This window comes from Rhizobium sp. WYCCWR 11152 (assembly GCF_013087615.1).
GTDB lineage: Bacteria > Pseudomonadota > Alphaproteobacteria > Rhizobiales > Rhizobiaceae > Rhizobium > Rhizobium indicum.
The window spans coordinates 13,172-28,988 of record NZ_JABFCP010000009.1 but is presented as its reverse complement, the minus strand read 5'-3'; the positions used below and the strand labels follow the sequence as shown (position 1 = coordinate 28,988).

Here is a 15,817-nt window from a genome sequence, read left to right as displayed (position 1 = left end):
TTGCGCTGCTAGGAAAGCAGCGTAGAAGCAGATTCATCCTCAGGAAAAAGAATGCCGCCACGTCCCGCAGTCCTCACGAAACGCACGCTCGACAAGGACCTCGACAAGATCACCCATGCCGAGGACGCGGCGAAGCATGTTTTGCGGCGGCTGGTGACGCCTGGTCTCGGGCTGATCTTCGTCGGTCTGGCCATGCTCTTTGCCGGCGTCTACGTATTCGACCGGCCGGGAGCGATGCTCGTCATCGCGGCGGCGGCCCTTGCCGGCTACATGGCGATGAACATCGGCGCCAATGACGTGACCAACAATGTCGGCGCCGCCGTGGGCGCGCGCGCCATGACGATGGGCCAGGCACTCATCATCGCCGCGATTTTCGAAGTTCTTGGCGCCACGATCGGCGGCGGCGAGGTCGTCAAGACGATTTCCGCAAACATTGTCGACGCCGTCCAGGTACCGCCGGCGCTGCTCGGCTGGATCATGATGGCGGCCCTGATGGCGGCGGCCCTCTGGATCAACCTCGCAACCTGGATGAACGCGCCGGTGTCCACCACCCATGCGATCGTCGGGGCGGTGATCGGCGCCGGCATCTCAGCCGTCGGGCCGGAGCCGGTGAACTGGCGGGTGATGCTGGAGATCACCTCGAGCTGGATCACCTCGCCGCTGATCGGCGGGCTGATCGCGGCCGGGCTGCTTTATCTCGTCAAGACCCTGATCATCTATCGCGACGACAAAATCGCGGCCGCACAGCGCTGGGTGCCGGTGCTGGTCGCGGTGATGGCCGGCGGCTTCATGGCCTATATGGTGCTGCAGCTGTCGCCCACGGGCAGGTTTCAGTCTTTCACCATCATCCTCATCGGGATCGGCATCGGGCTGGTGAGCTGGCTTGCCGCCCGGCCGCTCATTCTCGCCCAAGCGCGGGATCTCGAAAACCGCAACAGCTCGCTGCGGGTGCTGTTTAAGCTGCCGCTGATCGGCTCCGCAGCGCTGCTGTCCTTCGCGCATGGCGCCAACGACGTTTCGAACGCGGTCGGGCCGCTTTCGGCGATCGTCCATTCGGTCGGCATCGGCGGAGACGGTGGCGTCGGGCATCCGCCGCTCTGGGTGATGCTGATCGGCGCCTTCGGCATCTCCGTCGGCCTGCTGCTCTTCGGGCCGCGCCTCATCCGGCTCGTCGGCGAGGAGATCACCAAGCTCAATCCGATGCGGGCCTATTGCGTCGCGCTGTCGACCGCCTTCACCGTCATCGTCGCCTCCTGGCTCGGCCTGCCGGTCAGCACCACGCATATCGCCGTCGGCGCCGTTTTCGGCGTCGGCTTCTTCCGCGAATGGTACACGCGCCATTCGAAGGCCCGCATCGCCTATATCAGACGCAAGGCCGAAAGCTGGGACATTGACGAGCCGGAAGAGCCGAATATCCACGAGACCCGGCGGCGCTATCTCGTGCGCCGTTCGCATTTCATGACGATCATCGCCGCCTGGATCGTCACCGTGCCGGTTTCGGCAGCGCTTGCGGCAATGATTTATTGGGTTATGTTCGCGCTCTTCGTCTGAGATCCCGAGTTTTTTTAAATGCGCGCCAATTTCCGTATGCAACGGCTTTTCGTCGACGCGCCGCTTTCCAGCGGCGCCGTCGTAGAGGCGAATGCCGATCAGTTCAACTATCTCGGCAATGTGCTGAGGATGGAGGACGGTGCGGAGATCCTGCTCTTCAACGGCCGCGACGGCGAGTGGAAGGCGACCCTTACCTTCCCCACGCGCAAACGCATCCTTTTGACGGCAACCGAAGAGACGCGGCCGCAGCCGCTGCCTTGCGACCTGCACTACCTCTTTGCGCCGCTCAAGGTCGGCCGCTTGGACTATCTCGTGCAGAAGGCGGTCGAAATGGGAGCCGGCCTGCTGCAGCCGGTCATGACCCAGCACGTCCAGGGCAAGATCACCAATCTCGACAAGCTGCGCGCCAATGTCGTCGAGGCGGCGGAGCAATGCGGCATCCTCGGCATTCCCGATGTGGCCGAGCCGGTGAGGCTTCTCGACCTGCTCGACCGCTGGCCGAGCGAGCGCCGCATCATCTATTGCGACGAGGGCGATGCCGGGCAAAACCCGCTGCCGGTGCTCTCGGCGATCAGGGAAAGACATCTCGCTTTGCTCGTCGGGCCGGAAGGCGGCTTTTCGGAAGAGGAACGCGCGCGGCTTCGAAGCCTCGATTTCGTCACCGCCATTCCGCTCGGACCGCGCATCCTGCGGGCCGATACGGCAGCCGTTGCGGCATTGGCAGTGGTCCAGGCCGCGATCGGCGACTGGAACTAAGATCGAAAACGGGTTGACATGGAAATCACTGTTATTTTTTTGATGCGTCATTGAAAGAATTTCACTTGCAACATGGGTGGCTTGGGTCCAAATCACCCTTCCAATTGCCCGGCCCCCTGGGCGCCTTTTTGAATACAGGTATCCCGCATGGCCCGCGACACTACCGACCAGACACCGCTCTCTTCGGTCCAGGATCTGACCGATTATATCGCGGCGGGCAACAAGCCGCGGGAGCGCTTCCGGATCGGCACCGAACACGAGAAATTCGCCTTCTTTCGCGCCGACAACAGCCCGGTTCCCTATTTCGGCGATGCCAGCATTTCGGCCCTCTTGACCGGCCTGCAGAAAAAAAGCGGCTGGGAGCCGATCACCGACGGCGGCAACATCATCGGGCTTGCCGAGCAGAACGGCATGGGCGCGATCTCGATCGAGCCTGGCGGCCAGTTCGAACTTTCCGGCGCACCGCTGGAGACGATCCATGAGACCTGTCGGGAATCGAACCAGCATCTGGCGACGCTGCGCGAAATCGCCGAACCGATGGGCATCCGCTTCCTCGGCATCGGCGGCAGTCCGAAATGGACCTATGCGGAAACCCCGCAGATGCCGAAATCACGCTACGAGATCATGACCCGCTATATGCCGAAGGTCGGCACCCAGGGTCTCGACATGATGTACCGCACCTGCACGATCCAGGTGAATCTCGATTTCTCCTCGGAAGCCGACATGCGCAAGAAAATGCGCGTCTCGATGAAGCTGCAATCGCTGGCGACCGCTCTATTTGCATCCTCGCCCTTCACCGAAGGCAAGCCGAACGGGCTGCTCTCCTGGCGCGGCGATATTTGGCGCGATGTCGACAACCGGCGCGCCGGCCTGCTCGATTTCACCTTCCGCGACGATTTCGGCTTCCGTGACTATGCCGAATGGGCGCTCGACGCGCCGATGTATTTCATCGTCCGCGACGGCCGCTATCACGACTGCACCCATGTCACCTTCCGCCAGTTCATGAACGGCGCATTGAAGGGCGAGGTCGCCGATCCGGCGCCGACGATGGGTGACTGGACAAACCATCTTTCGACACTTTTCCCCGACGTGCGGCTAAAGCGTTTCCTCGAAATGCGCGGCGCCGACGGCGGCCCATGGCGCCGCATCTGTGCCTTGCCGGCCTTCTGGGTCGGCCTGCTTTACGACGATGCGGCACTCGACGCCGCCGACGAGTTGACGAAGGATTGGAGCTTTGCCGAGATCGGTGCGCTGCGCAACGCCGTTCCCGCCGAAGGGTTGAAGGCGCAATTCCGCGGACATCCGCTCTTCGACATGGCGCGCGAGGTGATCGGCATATCAAGGGCCGGCCTCAAGGCGCGGGGCAGGCTCAACCGCGAAGGCCAGGACGAGAGCATCTTCCTGGCGCCTCTCGAAGAGGTGCTCGCCAAGAAGGCGACACTCGCCGAGGATCTGCTGTCGCTCTATCACGGCCGCTGGCGGGGCTCCGTGGAACCGGTGTTCGAGGACTATCAGTACTGAACTGAGCCCTGAATAATTCCCTAAATCGGAACCGATTCAAGGAATATGCAGTGGCAAGCTGTGGTCACGGCGCCTTCGCGCGCTTCCTGGCTTCGCGCAATCTGGCCGTGCGACGAGCGGGCCTCAGTTCCTCGATCGTCGGCAGCCACCACTCGGCGTCTTGAACTGGTGGCATCTTCGCAGGCCAGGTGCGGACGAGTTCTTCCAATGTGGGGACCCGCCAATATCCCCAGACATGATCCTCGGTCACGCCGGCATAGAAGTCCGTAACGACGTTCGGGTCGACCAGTTCGCCGGTGATCTCGGTAAAGACGACGATTCCGTAGGCGGTGACCACAGGGCGGCCTATCGGCGGCAAGTCGTCGCTCTGAAGCGGGTAGCGATGACGCTTCCGTTCCGCAGAGCGGAGCTTGCTGCGTATATCCTGTTCGGTCCCCTTCCGCTCCTCGGCTCGACGCCGTCTCTCCTCTGGCTCGTTTCTGCGCGCCGCCGCCTCGATCTCCTGCCACCGGCGTCTGAGTTCCTCATAGGACCGGAAGGGAACGTGCCATATCTTGAGATCGCCGTCCCATCGCGAGAATGGCACTTCGCGCAATTCGTCGACGACGGTCTTCGAATACGGCGTGCGAATTCGAAAGCCTGCCTTGCCGAGTTCAAGGTAAGAACTGTCGATGGGATCGAAGGCGAAGGCGTCGCGGCCCTTCGCATCCGCATGGGCGTCGGCTTCAGCCTCCATCTCGGCAAGCCATCGCCCGATGCGGCGGGACGCCGTCCGCCCGGGAACGAACCAGGCCTTGCGGGCATCACTCCAGCGGGCACGGGGGAAACGTCTTCGGAATTGCTCGACAGTCATCCTGTCATAGGAGAAGGAAATGTCGGCGCCCGGCTTCACACCGTCTTCACTCGGCGGCGCCTCGTTGTGATCAGCGGGGGATTTCGTTTCGGCCATGGAAGGAGAACGCCGGCGCGCAGGGATCGGTTTCCGGCGAGGATATCATGCCGCGAAGAAATCGGCTCAGCTCCGGAAATTTGCCTGCACATGCTTAAATGCCCGCTCGACGGCGGGGCGTGGTTCAGCGACGGCGGGGTCCTGCTCGGCTTCGACGACCAGCCATCCGCGATAGCCGCTGTCCCTGACGAAACGGGCAAGCCGCTTGAAATCGATGATGCCGTCGCCGGGGACGGTGAACATGCCCCCGCGCACGCCGGCATTGAAGCTCATGTCACCCGCACGCACCTCGTCGATAACAGGACCTCGAATGTCTTTCAGATGAATGTGCACGATGCGATCGCCGAACCGATCGATCAGCCTGGCATAGTCGAAGCCGCCGGCGACGGCATGGCCGGTATCGAGAAGCAGTCCCGCCTCCGAGCCTGTCTTGTCAAAGATTGCCGATATCTCGTCGAACGTTTCGGCGACCATCATCAGGTGATGGTGGTAGGCAAGCGTCAGACCATATTCCGTCGCCAGGCGTCCGGCGAAATCGGTCAGGCGCCCGGCATATCCCGCCACTTCGGCCGCCGGCATGCGCAACCGCTGCGACATCGGTGCATCCAGCGGCGATCCAGGCGTCATCATCGCGACTTCGCCATAGACCATCACCTTGCAATCCATCGCTCGCAGCAGCGCGGCGTGCCCGGCAACGGCCTTCATCTCGTCGTCGACACTGCGCTCGGCCAACTCGCCGGAATGCCATCCGGATGCGAGAGCAAGCCGATGGCTGTCCAGCAGCGAGCGGAGCACTCCTGCCTCGCGCGGGAATTTCCGCCCGAGCTCGATCCCCTCATAGCCGCTCTCGGCAGCGTCCCGGAGGCAGGTTTCTAGCGATATGTCGGCGCCGAGGTCTTCCAGAACGTCGTTGGCCCATGACAGCGGACTGACCGCCAGACGCACGCCAACGGGCAAGGCAGTGATATGTCCAGTCATCGATATTTCCTCCGAGATATGTCTTGAGAGTGCCGCTTGGTGGCCGCGAAAAGGAGCGCCCCATGTGGAAATGGCCTATGTGGATGTTCGCACGACCAGCTTGCCGGGAAGGGTTACGGTTTCCGGCTCCAGCCGGCCCTTGATCATGCCGATGACCGCCTGCACCATCTCGATCCTCGGCTGCTCATAGGTCGTCAGGCCGTAGCAGGAGGCGCCGCCGAGTTCGTAATTGTCGAAGCCGACGACGGCGATGTCATCAGGTATCCGCAGTCCGAAATTGCCGCGGATCTCGTCCATCGCTCCGAGGGCGAGGATATCATTTTCGCACATGAGGACGTCGACCCTTGCGGCCGGGTCGATGTCGTTCAGATAGTGACGGACGGATCCTGCCCCAGCTTCGGCGCTGTATCTGTCGGCGGACAGAATGACGATCTCGTCCACCCCCTTCCCCTTCCAGAAATCGATGAAATGCTGCCGGCGCCGCAGCGCCGTCGATAGCGCCGGCGCACCGGTCATGAAACCGGGACGCCGGTATCCCCTTTCATAGAGGTGGTCGACAATGTCGCGCAGCGCCAGTTCGGCGTCGCAGACGACGGCCGGCACGCCGTCGATCTGGCTGTCACGAGCCAGGACGAACATCGGCGGCATGCCCCTGCCCAATTGCCGGTCGCTCAGCGTTTCGTTGCGAAAGGCGGTGCCGAAGAGGATGACGGCGTCGACCTGACGCTGATCGGCGTTCAGCAGCGCATGGACGTGATCGAAGTGATTGTTGATATTGATCAGCACCGCGACCAGGCCTTCCGCCTGCAAACGTTCGGTCAGGGTTTCCAGGAACGGCAGCTTCTGGGGATTGGCGAAGTCGTCGACGAAGACCGCGACCTGATGCGTCAGATTGGTCGCGAGACTACGGGCGAGCAGGTTGGGCGTGTAGTTGAGCACGGCCGCCGCCTCGAGAACCCTACGCTTGCTTTCCTCGGTGATCGAGGCGCCCGGCGTAAATGCCCGGATGACCGTCCACTTCGAGACGCCTGCCGCATCCGCGACCTCTTTGGCCGTCGCTCTTTTTCGCAATGATGCCTCCCCGCAAAAAAAATGAAACAAACATTCCATTTTATGATTCAGATGAAATGAATGCTTGATTTTAGCGCATCCGTGAATAAGATGCACCCGTTTGCACCCGGTAGCAAGCACGTTTGCACCCGGTAGCATTCGTTTTTGCCATCCTGAGGAGTGGATGGCCTAGAGGAGGAAGACATGACATCTATTTTGAAGAAGCTCGCATTCGGCGCCCTCGCCCTTGGCGTTGCGACCACGGCGGCTGTCGGAGCCAAGGCCCAGGAGCCGACGATCATCGCCGTCACCCACGGCCAGGCGTCCGATCCGTTCTGGTCGATCGTCAAGAACGGCATGATGCAGGCGGCCAAGGACAGCAACGTCAAGGTCGACTATCGCGCTCCCGAAACCTTCGACATGGTGGCGATGGCGCAGCTGATAGAAGCCGCCGTCAACCAGAGCCCTGCCGGCATCGTCATCTCGAACCCCGATCCCGATGCGCTCGGTTCGGCGATCGAAAAGGCCGTTGCCGCCGGCATCCCGGTCATCTCGATGAACTCCGGCATTTCCGCTGCCGAAAAACTCGGCATCAAGCTGCATGTCGGCCAGGACGAACTGCCGGCAGGCGTCAAGGTCGGCGCCAAGCTCAAATCTCTCGGCCTGAAGCACGTCCTCTGCGTCAACCAGGAAGTTGGCAACGCGGCGCTCGATCAGCGTTGCGCCGGCACCGAGAAGGGCTTTGAAGGCGGCACGGTCACCGTTTTGCCGACCACGGCCGATCCGGCCGAAATTGAAGCGAAGATCCAGGCGGCTCTGACCTCCGATCCGTCCATCGATGTCGTTCTCGGCCTGTCGGCTCCGCTCGTCGGCGAGCGTGCGGTCGCCGTCGTCGAGAAGATGGGCGCTGGCGACAAGGTCAAGGTCGCATCCTACGATCTGTCCGCCGGCTTCCTGCAGGCTGTCGCCGACGGCAAGGCGTTGTTCGCGGTGGACCAGCAGCCATACCTCCAGGGCTATCTCCCCGTGACCTTCCTGGCGCTCAACGCTCGATATGGCACGATCCCGGCAGGCAACGTCGCCTCCGGCCCGAGCTTCGTCGAGAAGGATGCGGCCGCATCGGTCATCGAGAAATCCTCCCAGGGCATCCGCTGAGGCGGAGCCGCGGCAGCTTCCGCCTGGGCGGAGGCTGCCTCCAACGCCGCGCCTCCACGCGTGAAGGCGCACGCACGGCAACGACCAATCCTTGAGGAATGAACCATGACGCTCGCCAATGAACAGAATGGGGCTGCCACCCGATCCGATGAGCGGCTGAAAAAGGTTTCGGGTTTGACCGCGCTGCTGCGGCGGCCGGAACTCGGCGCCGTCGCCGGTCTGGTGCTCGTCACCATCTTCTTTTTCTTCACCGCCAATCCCGCCATGTTCACGCTGGCCGGCGTGATCAATTTCATGGCGCCGGCCGCGCAGCTCGGCATTCTGGCGATCGGCGCGGCATTGTTGATGATCGGCGGCGAATTCGATCTGTCGATCGGCTCGATGGTGGCCTTTGCCGGATTGGTCTTCGGCACCGCCCTCGTCGTTCTGCACCTGCCGCTCAGCGTGGCGATCCTCGTTGCGCTGGCCTTCGCCGCCGTGATCGGCGTGACCAACGCCCAGATCACCATGCGGACCGGCCTTCCCTCCTTCATCGTCACGCTCGCCTTCCTGTTCATCCTGCGCGGCCTGACGCTCGTCGGCCTGAAATGGGCAAGCGGCGGCGCCACCCAGCTGCGCGGCATGAAGGAAGCCGCAGCCGGCAGTCCGCTCGCGCCATTCTTCTCGGGCGACGCCTTTATCGGCCTGTTCTCATGGCTCGCCGGGCACGGGATCATCGAGACCTTCCCGAACGGCACGCCGAAAGTGCCGGGAATTCCGGTCGAGATCCTGTGGTTCTTCGGCATCGCCGTTCTTGCCACCTGGGTCCTGCTCAGAACCCGCTTCGGAAACTGGATCTTCGCAGCCGGCGGCGATCCGCGCGCCGCCAGAAAATCGGGCGTTCCGGTTGCCCGCGTCAAGACCACGCTTTTCGTGATCACCGCCCTTTGCGCCACGCTGGTCGCCATCCTGACCGTGCTCGACGCAGGCTCGACGGATGCGCGCCGTGGCTTCCAGAAGGAGTTCGAGGCCATCATCGCCGCCGTCATCGGCGGATGCCTGCTGACAGGCGGCTATGGCTCGGCCATCGGCGCATTCTTCGGTTCGATCGTCTTCGGCATGGTGCTGATCGGCCTGACCTACACCTCGATCGACCAGGATTGGTACCTCGTCTTCCTCGGCGGCATGCTGCTGATCGCGGTGATCTTCAACAATGTCATTCGCAAACGCGTCACGGGAGAACGCTGATGAGCATGTCTCAGACGCCCCTCGTCGAGGTGAAGAACCTCGTCAAACACTTCGGCTCCATCATTGCGCTGAACGGCGTGTCGCTCACCGTCAATGCCAACGAAGTGCTCTGCCTTCTCGGCGATAACGGCGCCGGCAAGTCGACGCTGATCAATACGCTCGCCGGCGTCTTCAAGCCGACATCGGGAGAATTCCTGGTCGAAGGGCAGCCGCGCGCCTTTGCCGGTCCGCGCGACGCGCTCGATGCCGGTATCGCCACCGTGTATCAGGATCTCGCGATGATCCCGCTGATGTCGGTGACCCGGAACTTTTTCATGGGACGCGAACCGCTCAAAGGCTTCGGCCCCTTCAAGCGCATGGACATGGAACACGCAAACAACGTGACGCGCGACGAGATGCACAGGATCGGCATCGATGTGCGCGATCCCGAGCAGGCCGTCGGCACGCTTTCCGGCGGAGAGCGCCAATGCGTTGCGATCGCGCGCGCGGTCTATTTCGGCGCCAAGGTGTTGATCCTCGACGAACCGACATCGGCACTCGGCGTGGCGCAAACATCGATGGTACTGAAATACATCAACCAGGTCCGCGGCAAGGGCCTCGGCGTGATCTTCATCACCCACAATGTTCGCCACGCCTATGCTGTCGGCAACCGCTTCACCGCGCTCAACCGCGGCCGCACGCTCGGCACCTATTCGAAGAGCGAGATCGGCATCGAGGACCTTCAAAACCTGATGGCCGGCGGCAAGGAGCTGCAGACCCTGTCGGAAGAACTCGGCGGAACGATCTGACCGACCTTCACCCCGAACTACGATGCGGCGCTCGCGCCGCTCTCACCACCTCAGACCCTTGATATGGAAACCCTGCCATGAGTGCTGCCAAGACTTCCCCCTTCCCGCTTGCCGCCTGCGCCGAAATGCTCTGGCGCGACAAGCCGATCGAATGGCGCGCCGCGAGGCTGAAGGAAATGGGCTTCGGCGTCGGTCTCTGGAACTGGCCGGAGCACGACCTCGCCAAACTGGAGGCAACAGGCGCGACCTTCACGATCATGAACGGCTATCTCACCGGCCGCCTGACCGACGACGAGGGCGCCGCCGAACTTTTAAGGACGGCGCGCCAAACCGCTGAGATCGGCAAGCGGCTCGGTGTGCAGCGGCTGAACCTGCACGGCACCGGCCTCGGAGATGGGGGCCTACCCGTCCAGCCGGTCGAAGTGGTCACCGGCGCGATGTGGCTGAAAGCGCGCGACACGCTCCTCCGGATCGTCGACATGGCCGAAGAGGAAAACGTCACCTTCACGCTCGAAAACCTCAATCTACCGGTCGATCATCCGGGCGTGCCCTTCGGACGCGCGGAAGACACGCTGGCGCTGGTCTCGAGCGTCGATCACCCCCGGCTTCGCCTCAATCTCGACCTCTACCATGCCCAGATCGGCGAAGGGAACCTGATCGAGCTTTGCCGCAAATGCCTGCCCTGGATCGGCGAAATCCAGGTGGCCGACGTGCCGGGCCGCTGCGAGCCGGGGACCGGCGAAATCAACTGGCGCGGCATCGCCCGCGCGCTGAACGCCATGGGCTATTCCGGCCCGGTCGGCATGGAAGCCTGGTCGGCGGGCGATCCCGAAGCCGCGCTTGAAGCCTTCCGCACCGCCTTCACCCTCTGATCCATCTCGATACGCACAGGATTGCTGCCATGCCAGCCAACAAACCCGTCAATCTCGGCCTCATCGGCGCCGGCCGCATCGGTTCCTTTCATGGGGAGACCGTGTCCCGCCGCCTCGTCAACGCCAATCTCGTCGCCATCGCCGATCCCGCACCGGGCGCTGCCGCCAGGCTCGGCGAGACGCTCGACGTCGAGACCGCTTATACCGGCGTCGCGGAGCTTCTTTCCCATCCCGGGCTCGATGCCGTGATCATCGCCACACCTGCCCGCTTCCACACCAATATCCTCGTCCAGGCCGCCGAAGCCGGCAAGGCGATCTTCTGCGAAAAGCCGATGGCGCTGACACTGGAGGATGCCGATCGCGCTATTGCAGCGGCACGCGCGGCCAACGTTCCCCTTCAGGTCGGTTTCAACCGGCGTTGGGATCAGGCCTTTGCCGAAGGCCGTGCCGCGATCGACGAGGGAAAGATCGGCGCGCCGCAGCTGATCCGCTCGCTGACGCGCGATCCCGGCCCGTTCGGCGCCGATCCCGATCGCATTCCGCTCTGGACGATTTTCTACGAAACCCTCATTCACGACTTTGACACGCTGCTTTGGCTCAATCCCGGAGCAAAGCCCGTCGAGGTCCATGCAATGGCCGACGCCCTCATCCGGCCGGATGCCCGGGAGAAAGGCTTCCTCGATACGGCTGTAGTGACCATCCGGTTCGACAATGGCTCGATCGCGGTCGCCGAGGCAAACTTCTCCGCCCTCTACGGCTACGACATTCGCGGCGAAGTCTTCGGCTCCGGCGGGATGGTCACGATGGGCGACGTGCGCCGCTCTAGCATGACGCTCTTCGACGGCAATGGCGTCTCGAACGACACATGGCGCCGCGACACCGAGCACTTCGTTCACGGCTATACGGCCCAGCTCGCCTCTTTCGTTCGCGCCGTTCGTAACCGTGAACTACCCAAAGGGCCGACGGGTACGGATGCTCGCAATGCACTCGCAATCGCGCTTGCCTGCATCGCATCGGTTTCGAAAAAGCAGGCAATCCCGCTGGACTGAAGGCCAACCGCGGTGCGTCCGGAGCCGGCGCACTGCATCTCGAAGGAACCACGGTCATGAATTCTGAGGAAAATCTCAAGCGGCCGACCGATCTGACCGAACTCAAGGCCATGATCGTCAAGACAGGCTTGACGCTGCCCGAACAGCAGGAACGCGCTGCCCGCATGGCGCTCACAAATCCGGAACTGATCGCGTTCGGGACCGTCGCTTCTGTCGCGCTCAAGTGCTCCGTCTCCCCCTCCACCGTCGTTCGCGTTGCCACCGCTCTCGGATTTGCGAGCTTTCGCGACTTCAAGACATTTTTCCGGCAGCATCTGAAAACATCCCGCCTTGCCGAGCAGAGCATAAACACTGCCCGACACGCGCCTCCCATCCCGAACCGATGATGTCCTAAAGCGAGAGGGCCGGCGGCGGTGTTCCACTGATCTGCCGCTGAGGCTCGACCGCATGCTCCAGCAAAAAAATTCCTCCCTAAGTTCTTATGGCAAAAAGCCGTTTGCACATTACCATTTCCGGATATAGTGACGTGACACGCGTCACGACTCGGGGAAAGGGACCTCCATGCTGCCACTCTTCGACATGATGATGCAGGCGCAGAACGGCGCGGCGATGGAGGCGATCGCCCGGCAGTTCAACCTTGCGCAGGAACAAGCGACGAAGGCAATGGCGGCGCTGATGCCGGCCTTTTCCGCAGGGCTGAAGCGCAGCACCAGCAATCCCTATGATTTCGTCGGGCTGATGCAGGCGGTCTCCTCCGGCAATTATGCGCGATATTTCGAGGATATGAACCGGGCGTTCACGCCGGAGGGCATTTCCGACGGCAACAATATCCTTGCTCAACTCTTCGGTTCGAAGGAGGTTTCGCGTGCGGTCGCGGCCCAGGCCGCGCAGATGACCGGCATCGGCCAGGATATCTACAAACGGATGCTGCCGGTGCTCGCCGATACGCTGATGGGCGGGCTGTTCAAACAGACGACCGGCCAGATGGCCTCGCCGGTCAACCCCTTCGTCAACACCGCGATGAACGAGACCATCCAGAAGTGGCTGGAAAGCACCGGCTTTGCGCCGAAGCCGAAGACAGCTCCGGAACCCAGCATCTTCGACAATCCCTTCACGCAGGCGATGCAGCTGATGTTTTCGGTGCCGAAGCCGGAAGCGACATCTCAACCGAACCCCTTCCTCGACAATCCCTTTGCCAAGGCGTTCCAGGAGATGATGGGCGGGCTCGGCCAGCAGCCGGCGGCCCCGACCAAGACCAAGACGCCGGAGGCGCCGAAGGAAGAGGCGAAGCTCAATGCCGACAGCTATACCGAGATGCTGAACGCCATGTTCGACAGCGGACTGGAAGTGCAGAAGAACTACCAGAGGAACCTGGAAGCGATCTTCGAAACCTATCGGCCGAAGCCCTCCTCGGACAAGGGCGAATAGCGCTCTAAAGCGCGACGCGATCTTTCAGATTCGCTTGCCACGCTTTAGGTGGTTGGTTTCGCGCATGTCGTTGCCGCAAAACCGCGGCACAGTTTTGCGCGACATGCTTTAGATTTTTGCGCATGTCGTTATCGCAAAACCGCGACACACTTTTGCGCGACATGCTTTAGCGCATAAAAAAACCCGGAGATGGCTTGGGAAAGCCGATCACCGGGTCAAGCGGCAGGGCTATTGGCTATCACCCTGCGGGGAAACTCGCCGCTCCTACTGTTCGTAGGAGCGGAAGAGCGACAGGCGCCAGCGATTGCGCGCCGAGCGCGTCAGATGTTCCGACGGGTCCTCGAAAAAGGTCGACGCCAGGAACGCGGAGGTCAGGTCGGCCCTGCTAAGGCCGATATCCCTCAGCTGAGCGTCGCTCAGATCGTGCAGCGTGTTGATCTCCATCCGATTGCGGAACCCGCGAAAGAGGGAGGTCAACGGTGCGAGGCCTGCTGCCAGACGCTGGGGAAACGTCGGGGTGAGCTTGCCGCAGTCGAGTTCTATTGTTCTGTCTGTCATCCGCATGGGACTCTCCTTTCTTTCGATTTCTTTCAGGCGCGCAACAACCCACCCCTCCCGCGAGGTCGTGCGGGAAGGAGCAAGGCTGAATTCGCTCGGACAGGCAGGGTGTCTGTCCTTCACTTTGCTTGATTTGCATCCCGAAGATGCCAAAGACCTATTGATCAGTCCAACGAATGTTTCTAATGATTATCATCAGCTATCTTTATGGGTGACAACATGTCCGCGCCTCTTGATCTCGACCAATTGCAGACTTTCATCGCCATCGTCGATTCCGGCAGCTTCACCAAGGCCGCCGACAGGGTCTACAAGACCCAATCGGCCGTCTCCATGCAGATGCGCCGTCTCGAGGAGCGCATCGGCAAGCAGCTGTTCATCAAGGACGGCCGCGGCAACCGGCTGACGGTCGAGGGCGAAAAGCTGCTCAACTATGCCCGGCGCATCATCCGCCTCAACAATGAGGCGATCGCGGCCTTCGACGACAACAGGCTGGAAGGGACGCTGCGGATCGGCACGCCTGATGACTATGCCGACCGCTACATGCCCGAGATCATCGGCCGCTTCGCCAAGACGCATCCGAATGTCGAGCTCTATATCGTCTGCGAGCCCTCGGTGGATCTTGCCGAACGCATGCATAAGGGCGAGCTCGACATCGCGCTCGTCACCCACAATCCGCGTGAGCGCATGTCCGATGTGGTGAGAACCGAGCCGCTCTGCTGGGTGGGTTCGGCCAACCATCCGATCCGCGACGACGCGCCGGTGCCGCTTGCCGTCGGCCGGCGTGACTGCCAGTGGCGCCAGCTCGCCTGCTCGGCGCTCGATGCTGTGGGGCGCGAGCACCAGATCCTGTTCACCAGCTGGTCCTGCACCGTCGTTGCCGCTGCTGTGCTTGCCGGCATGGCGGTTTCGGTGATGCCGGAATCGGCGCTGCGGACGGGCATGAAGGTGTTGAGCCAGGCGGACGGCTTCCCGGCGCTGCCGCCGGTGCAGATCGGCATCATGAAGCGACCGGGCGTTTCGCTCTCGCTGATGAACGCGATCACCGCGCATATCACCGCCTGCCTCGACAACATCACGCCCACTGTCGTCGACGACAGCCTCGAGGCAGACGTCAAATCTACCCAGGCGCGCCTTTATCCGCGGCTGAAGGCGGCCAATATGGTCCCAAGCTGGTAGCCGCTCTCAGGCGGCGCGCGGCAGGGTCGTGGCGAAAAGGGAGGCGCGGATGACGCGCTTCCACTCATCGAGCATACGCCGCGCCAAGGCCTCCTCGCTGACGGCGGCAAGCCGGATGACGGCGCCGATCAGGTGGCTGAATAGGTAAGTGCGCGCATACATTTCTTCGTCGCAAAGGTCGGGAGCCAGCTGACGCACGGCGTCATGGAAGATGCCGGCGACGTGACCGCTGTGCTCGATATTCAACTGCAGCAGATCCTGATCGGTCTCCGTTCCCATCCAGACACCGAGATAGACGGGATCGTTGTGGTAGGAATCGTAATACCAGTCGATGGTGGCGCAGACGACGTCCTGCGCCTGGTCGAGTGACTGAACGTCGGCAAACATCGCCGCCATCTTCGCCTGGATCGCCGAGGCGTGCTGGTCGAACAGGGCTTTGACGATCGCCGCCTTCTCCGGGAAATACTGGTAGACCGAACCGATCGGCACCTTGGCGGCGATGGCAAGTTCCGTCATCCGCATGGCGCTGACGCCCTTTTCGGCGATGATCTTGGCGGCGGCGGCGAGAATGAGGTCCAGCCTCTGGATGCTGCGCTCCTGCTTCGGCTTCCTGCGCAAGCCGATCCGATCCATGCTTTCCGCGCCCATGTCGTTCCCATTCTTTTTGTTCGCGCCGGAAGGCATGACATGCAGGTCTTCATCGGCCGTAAATGGAAACACTCGCATTTTAACGACCGGCAAAAGCGTATGAAAAACGGG

Annotated in this window: 16 protein-coding genes; 11 read left to right on the top strand and 5 right to left on the bottom strand. The window is 62.2% G+C overall.

The window, feature by feature from the left end; genetic code table 11:
• The first annotated feature begins 51 nt into the window (after nucleotides 1-51).
• The 3 genes from G9X67_RS15265 to G9X67_RS15255 all read left to right on the top strand — a co-directional run bounded on the left by G9X67_RS15265 (nucleotide 52) and on the right by G9X67_RS15255 (nucleotide 3,828).
• Nucleotides 52-1,551 carry an inorganic phosphate transporter gene (locus G9X67_RS15265; RefSeq protein ID WP_138328933.1) on the top strand — a complete coding sequence of 500 codons (1,500 nt, stop codon included), beginning with the start codon at nucleotides 52-54 and terminating at the stop codon, nucleotides 1,549-1,551.
• Between the two features lie 18 nt (nucleotides 1,552-1,569).
• A complete protein-coding gene (locus G9X67_RS15260) occupies nucleotides 1,570-2,307 on the top strand; it encodes a 16S rRNA (uracil(1498)-N(3))-methyltransferase (protein WP_138328934.1) in 738 nt (245 codons plus the stop codon).
• A 147-nt stretch (nucleotides 2,308-2,454) separates the two neighbouring features.
• The gene (locus G9X67_RS15255; RefSeq protein WP_138328935.1) at nucleotides 2,455-3,828 is read left to right on the top strand and encodes a glutamate--cysteine ligase; all 1,374 of its coding nucleotides are present in this window, start codon (nucleotides 2,455-2,457) and stop codon (nucleotides 3,826-3,828) included.
• Nucleotides 3,829-3,892: 64 nt separating this feature from the next.
• On the opposite strand, the gene G9X67_RS15250 is transcribed toward G9X67_RS15255, so the two are convergent.
• The 3 genes from G9X67_RS15250 to G9X67_RS15240 form a co-directional block, all read right to left on the bottom strand.
• A complete protein-coding gene (locus G9X67_RS15250) occupies nucleotides 3,893-4,777 on the bottom strand; it encodes a hypothetical protein (RefSeq protein WP_138328936.1) in 885 nt (294 codons plus the stop codon).
• Nucleotides 4,778-4,843: 66 nt separating this feature from the next.
• Nucleotides 4,844-5,755 carry a myo-inosose-2 dehydratase gene (gene iolE / locus G9X67_RS15245; RefSeq protein ID WP_138328937.1) on the bottom strand — a complete coding sequence of 304 codons (912 nt, stop codon included), beginning with the start codon at nucleotides 5,753-5,755 and terminating at the stop codon, nucleotides 4,844-4,846.
• 75 nt (nucleotides 5,756-5,830) lie between these two features.
• The gene (locus G9X67_RS15240) at nucleotides 5,831-6,826 is read right to left on the bottom strand and encodes a LacI family DNA-binding transcriptional regulator (RefSeq protein WP_138390705.1); all 996 of its coding nucleotides are present in this window, start codon (nucleotides 6,824-6,826) and stop codon (nucleotides 5,831-5,833) included.
• A gap of 183 nt (nucleotides 6,827-7,009) precedes the next feature.
• Here G9X67_RS15240 and G9X67_RS15235 point away from each other — a divergent pair, with 183 nt between their 5' ends.
• The 7 genes from G9X67_RS15235 (at nucleotide 7,010) to G9X67_RS15205 (ending at nucleotide 13,324) form a co-directional block, all read left to right on the top strand.
• Nucleotides 7,010-7,960, top strand: coding sequence for a sugar ABC transporter substrate-binding protein (locus tag G9X67_RS15235; RefSeq protein ID WP_138328939.1), 951 nt, complete (start codon nucleotides 7,010-7,012; stop codon nucleotides 7,958-7,960).
• A gap of 105 nt (nucleotides 7,961-8,065) precedes the next feature.
• The gene (locus G9X67_RS15230; protein ID WP_097620998.1) at nucleotides 8,066-9,187 is read left to right on the top strand and encodes an ABC transporter permease; all 1,122 of its coding nucleotides are present in this window, start codon (nucleotides 8,066-8,068) and stop codon (nucleotides 9,185-9,187) included.
• The gene (locus tag G9X67_RS15225; protein ID WP_029872562.1) at nucleotides 9,187-9,975 is read left to right on the top strand and encodes an ATP-binding cassette domain-containing protein; all 789 of its coding nucleotides are present in this window, start codon (nucleotides 9,187-9,189) and stop codon (nucleotides 9,973-9,975) included. The genes G9X67_RS15230 and G9X67_RS15225 overlap by 1 nt, the downstream gene beginning before the upstream one ends.
• Nucleotides 9,976-10,052: 77 nt before the next feature.
• Nucleotides 10,053-10,847 carry a hydroxypyruvate isomerase family protein gene (locus tag G9X67_RS15220; protein WP_138328940.1) on the top strand — a complete coding sequence of 265 codons (795 nt, stop codon included), beginning with the start codon at nucleotides 10,053-10,055 and terminating at the stop codon, nucleotides 10,845-10,847.
• Nucleotides 10,848-10,876: 29 nt separating this feature from the next.
• Nucleotides 10,877-11,896, top strand: coding sequence for a Gfo/Idh/MocA family oxidoreductase (locus tag G9X67_RS15215; RefSeq protein ID WP_094086672.1), 1,020 nt, complete (start codon nucleotides 10,877-10,879; stop codon nucleotides 11,894-11,896).
• A gap of 56 nt (nucleotides 11,897-11,952) precedes the next feature.
• Nucleotides 11,953-12,282, top strand: a complete 330-nt coding sequence (locus tag G9X67_RS15210; protein WP_094086673.1) for a MurR/RpiR family transcriptional regulator — start codon at nucleotides 11,953-11,955, stop codon at nucleotides 12,280-12,282.
• A gap of 175 nt (nucleotides 12,283-12,457) precedes the next feature.
• A complete protein-coding gene (locus G9X67_RS15205) occupies nucleotides 12,458-13,324 on the top strand; it encodes a DUF937 domain-containing protein (RefSeq protein WP_138328941.1) in 867 nt (288 codons plus the stop codon).
• 264 nt (nucleotides 13,325-13,588) lie between these two features.
• Here the strand turns inward: G9X67_RS15205 and G9X67_RS15200 are convergent, their stop codons facing one another.
• Complete coding sequence (locus tag G9X67_RS15200; RefSeq protein ID WP_138328942.1) at nucleotides 13,589-13,888, bottom strand: DUF1127 domain-containing protein; 300 nt, start codon at nucleotides 13,886-13,888, stop codon at nucleotides 13,589-13,591.
• A gap of 213 nt (nucleotides 13,889-14,101) precedes the next feature.
• On the opposite strand from G9X67_RS15200, the gene G9X67_RS15195 reads away from it, so the two are divergent.
• A complete protein-coding gene (locus G9X67_RS15195; protein ID WP_138328943.1) occupies nucleotides 14,102-15,058 on the top strand; it encodes a LysR substrate-binding domain-containing protein in 957 nt (318 codons plus the stop codon).
• Between the two features lie 6 nt (nucleotides 15,059-15,064).
• On the opposite strand, the gene G9X67_RS15190 is transcribed toward G9X67_RS15195, so the two are convergent.
• Complete coding sequence (locus G9X67_RS15190; protein ID WP_138328944.1) at nucleotides 15,065-15,706, bottom strand: TetR family transcriptional regulator; 642 nt, start codon at nucleotides 15,704-15,706, stop codon at nucleotides 15,065-15,067.
• Nucleotides 15,707-15,817: the final 111 nt, after the last annotated feature.

What these genes read in the sequence shown, in the direction of transcription:
- G9X67_RS15265 (WP_138328933.1), top strand. Translation starts at nt 52, where the DNA reads ATGCCGCCACGTCCCGCAGTCCTCACGAAACGCACGCTCGACAAGGAC.
- G9X67_RS15260 (WP_138328934.1), top strand. Translation starts at nt 1,570, where the DNA reads ATGCGCGCCAATTTCCGTATGCAACGGCTTTTCGTCGACGCGCCGCTT.
- G9X67_RS15255 (WP_138328935.1), top strand. Translation starts at nt 2,455, where the DNA reads ATGGCCCGCGACACTACCGACCAGACACCGCTCTCTTCGGTCCAGGAT.
- G9X67_RS15250 (WP_138328936.1), bottom strand. Translation starts at nt 4,777, where the DNA reads ATGGCCGAAACGAAATCCCCCGCTGATCACAACGAGGCGCCGCCGAGT.
- iolE (WP_138328937.1), bottom strand. Translation starts at nt 5,755, where the DNA reads ATGACTGGACATATCACTGCCTTGCCCGTTGGCGTGCGTCTGGCGGTC.
- G9X67_RS15235 (WP_138328939.1), top strand. Translation starts at nt 7,010, where the DNA reads ATGACATCTATTTTGAAGAAGCTCGCATTCGGCGCCCTCGCCCTTGGC.
- G9X67_RS15230 (WP_097620998.1), top strand. Translation starts at nt 8,066, where the DNA reads ATGACGCTCGCCAATGAACAGAATGGGGCTGCCACCCGATCCGATGAG.
- G9X67_RS15225 (WP_029872562.1), top strand. Translation starts at nt 9,187, where the DNA reads ATGAGCATGTCTCAGACGCCCCTCGTCGAGGTGAAGAACCTCGTCAAA.
- G9X67_RS15220 (WP_138328940.1), top strand. Translation starts at nt 10,053, where the DNA reads ATGAGTGCTGCCAAGACTTCCCCCTTCCCGCTTGCCGCCTGCGCCGAA.
- G9X67_RS15215 (WP_094086672.1), top strand. Translation starts at nt 10,877, where the DNA reads ATGCCAGCCAACAAACCCGTCAATCTCGGCCTCATCGGCGCCGGCCGC.
- G9X67_RS15210 (WP_094086673.1), top strand. Translation starts at nt 11,953, where the DNA reads ATGAATTCTGAGGAAAATCTCAAGCGGCCGACCGATCTGACCGAACTC.
- G9X67_RS15205 (WP_138328941.1), top strand. Translation starts at nt 12,458, where the DNA reads ATGCTGCCACTCTTCGACATGATGATGCAGGCGCAGAACGGCGCGGCG.
- G9X67_RS15200 (WP_138328942.1), bottom strand. Translation starts at nt 13,888, where the DNA reads ATGCGGATGACAGACAGAACAATAGAACTCGACTGCGGCAAGCTCACC.
- G9X67_RS15195 (WP_138328943.1), top strand. Translation starts at nt 14,102, where the DNA reads ATGTCCGCGCCTCTTGATCTCGACCAATTGCAGACTTTCATCGCCATC.
- G9X67_RS15190 (WP_138328944.1), bottom strand. Translation starts at nt 15,706, where the DNA reads ATGGGCGCGGAAAGCATGGATCGGATCGGCTTGCGCAGGAAGCCGAAG.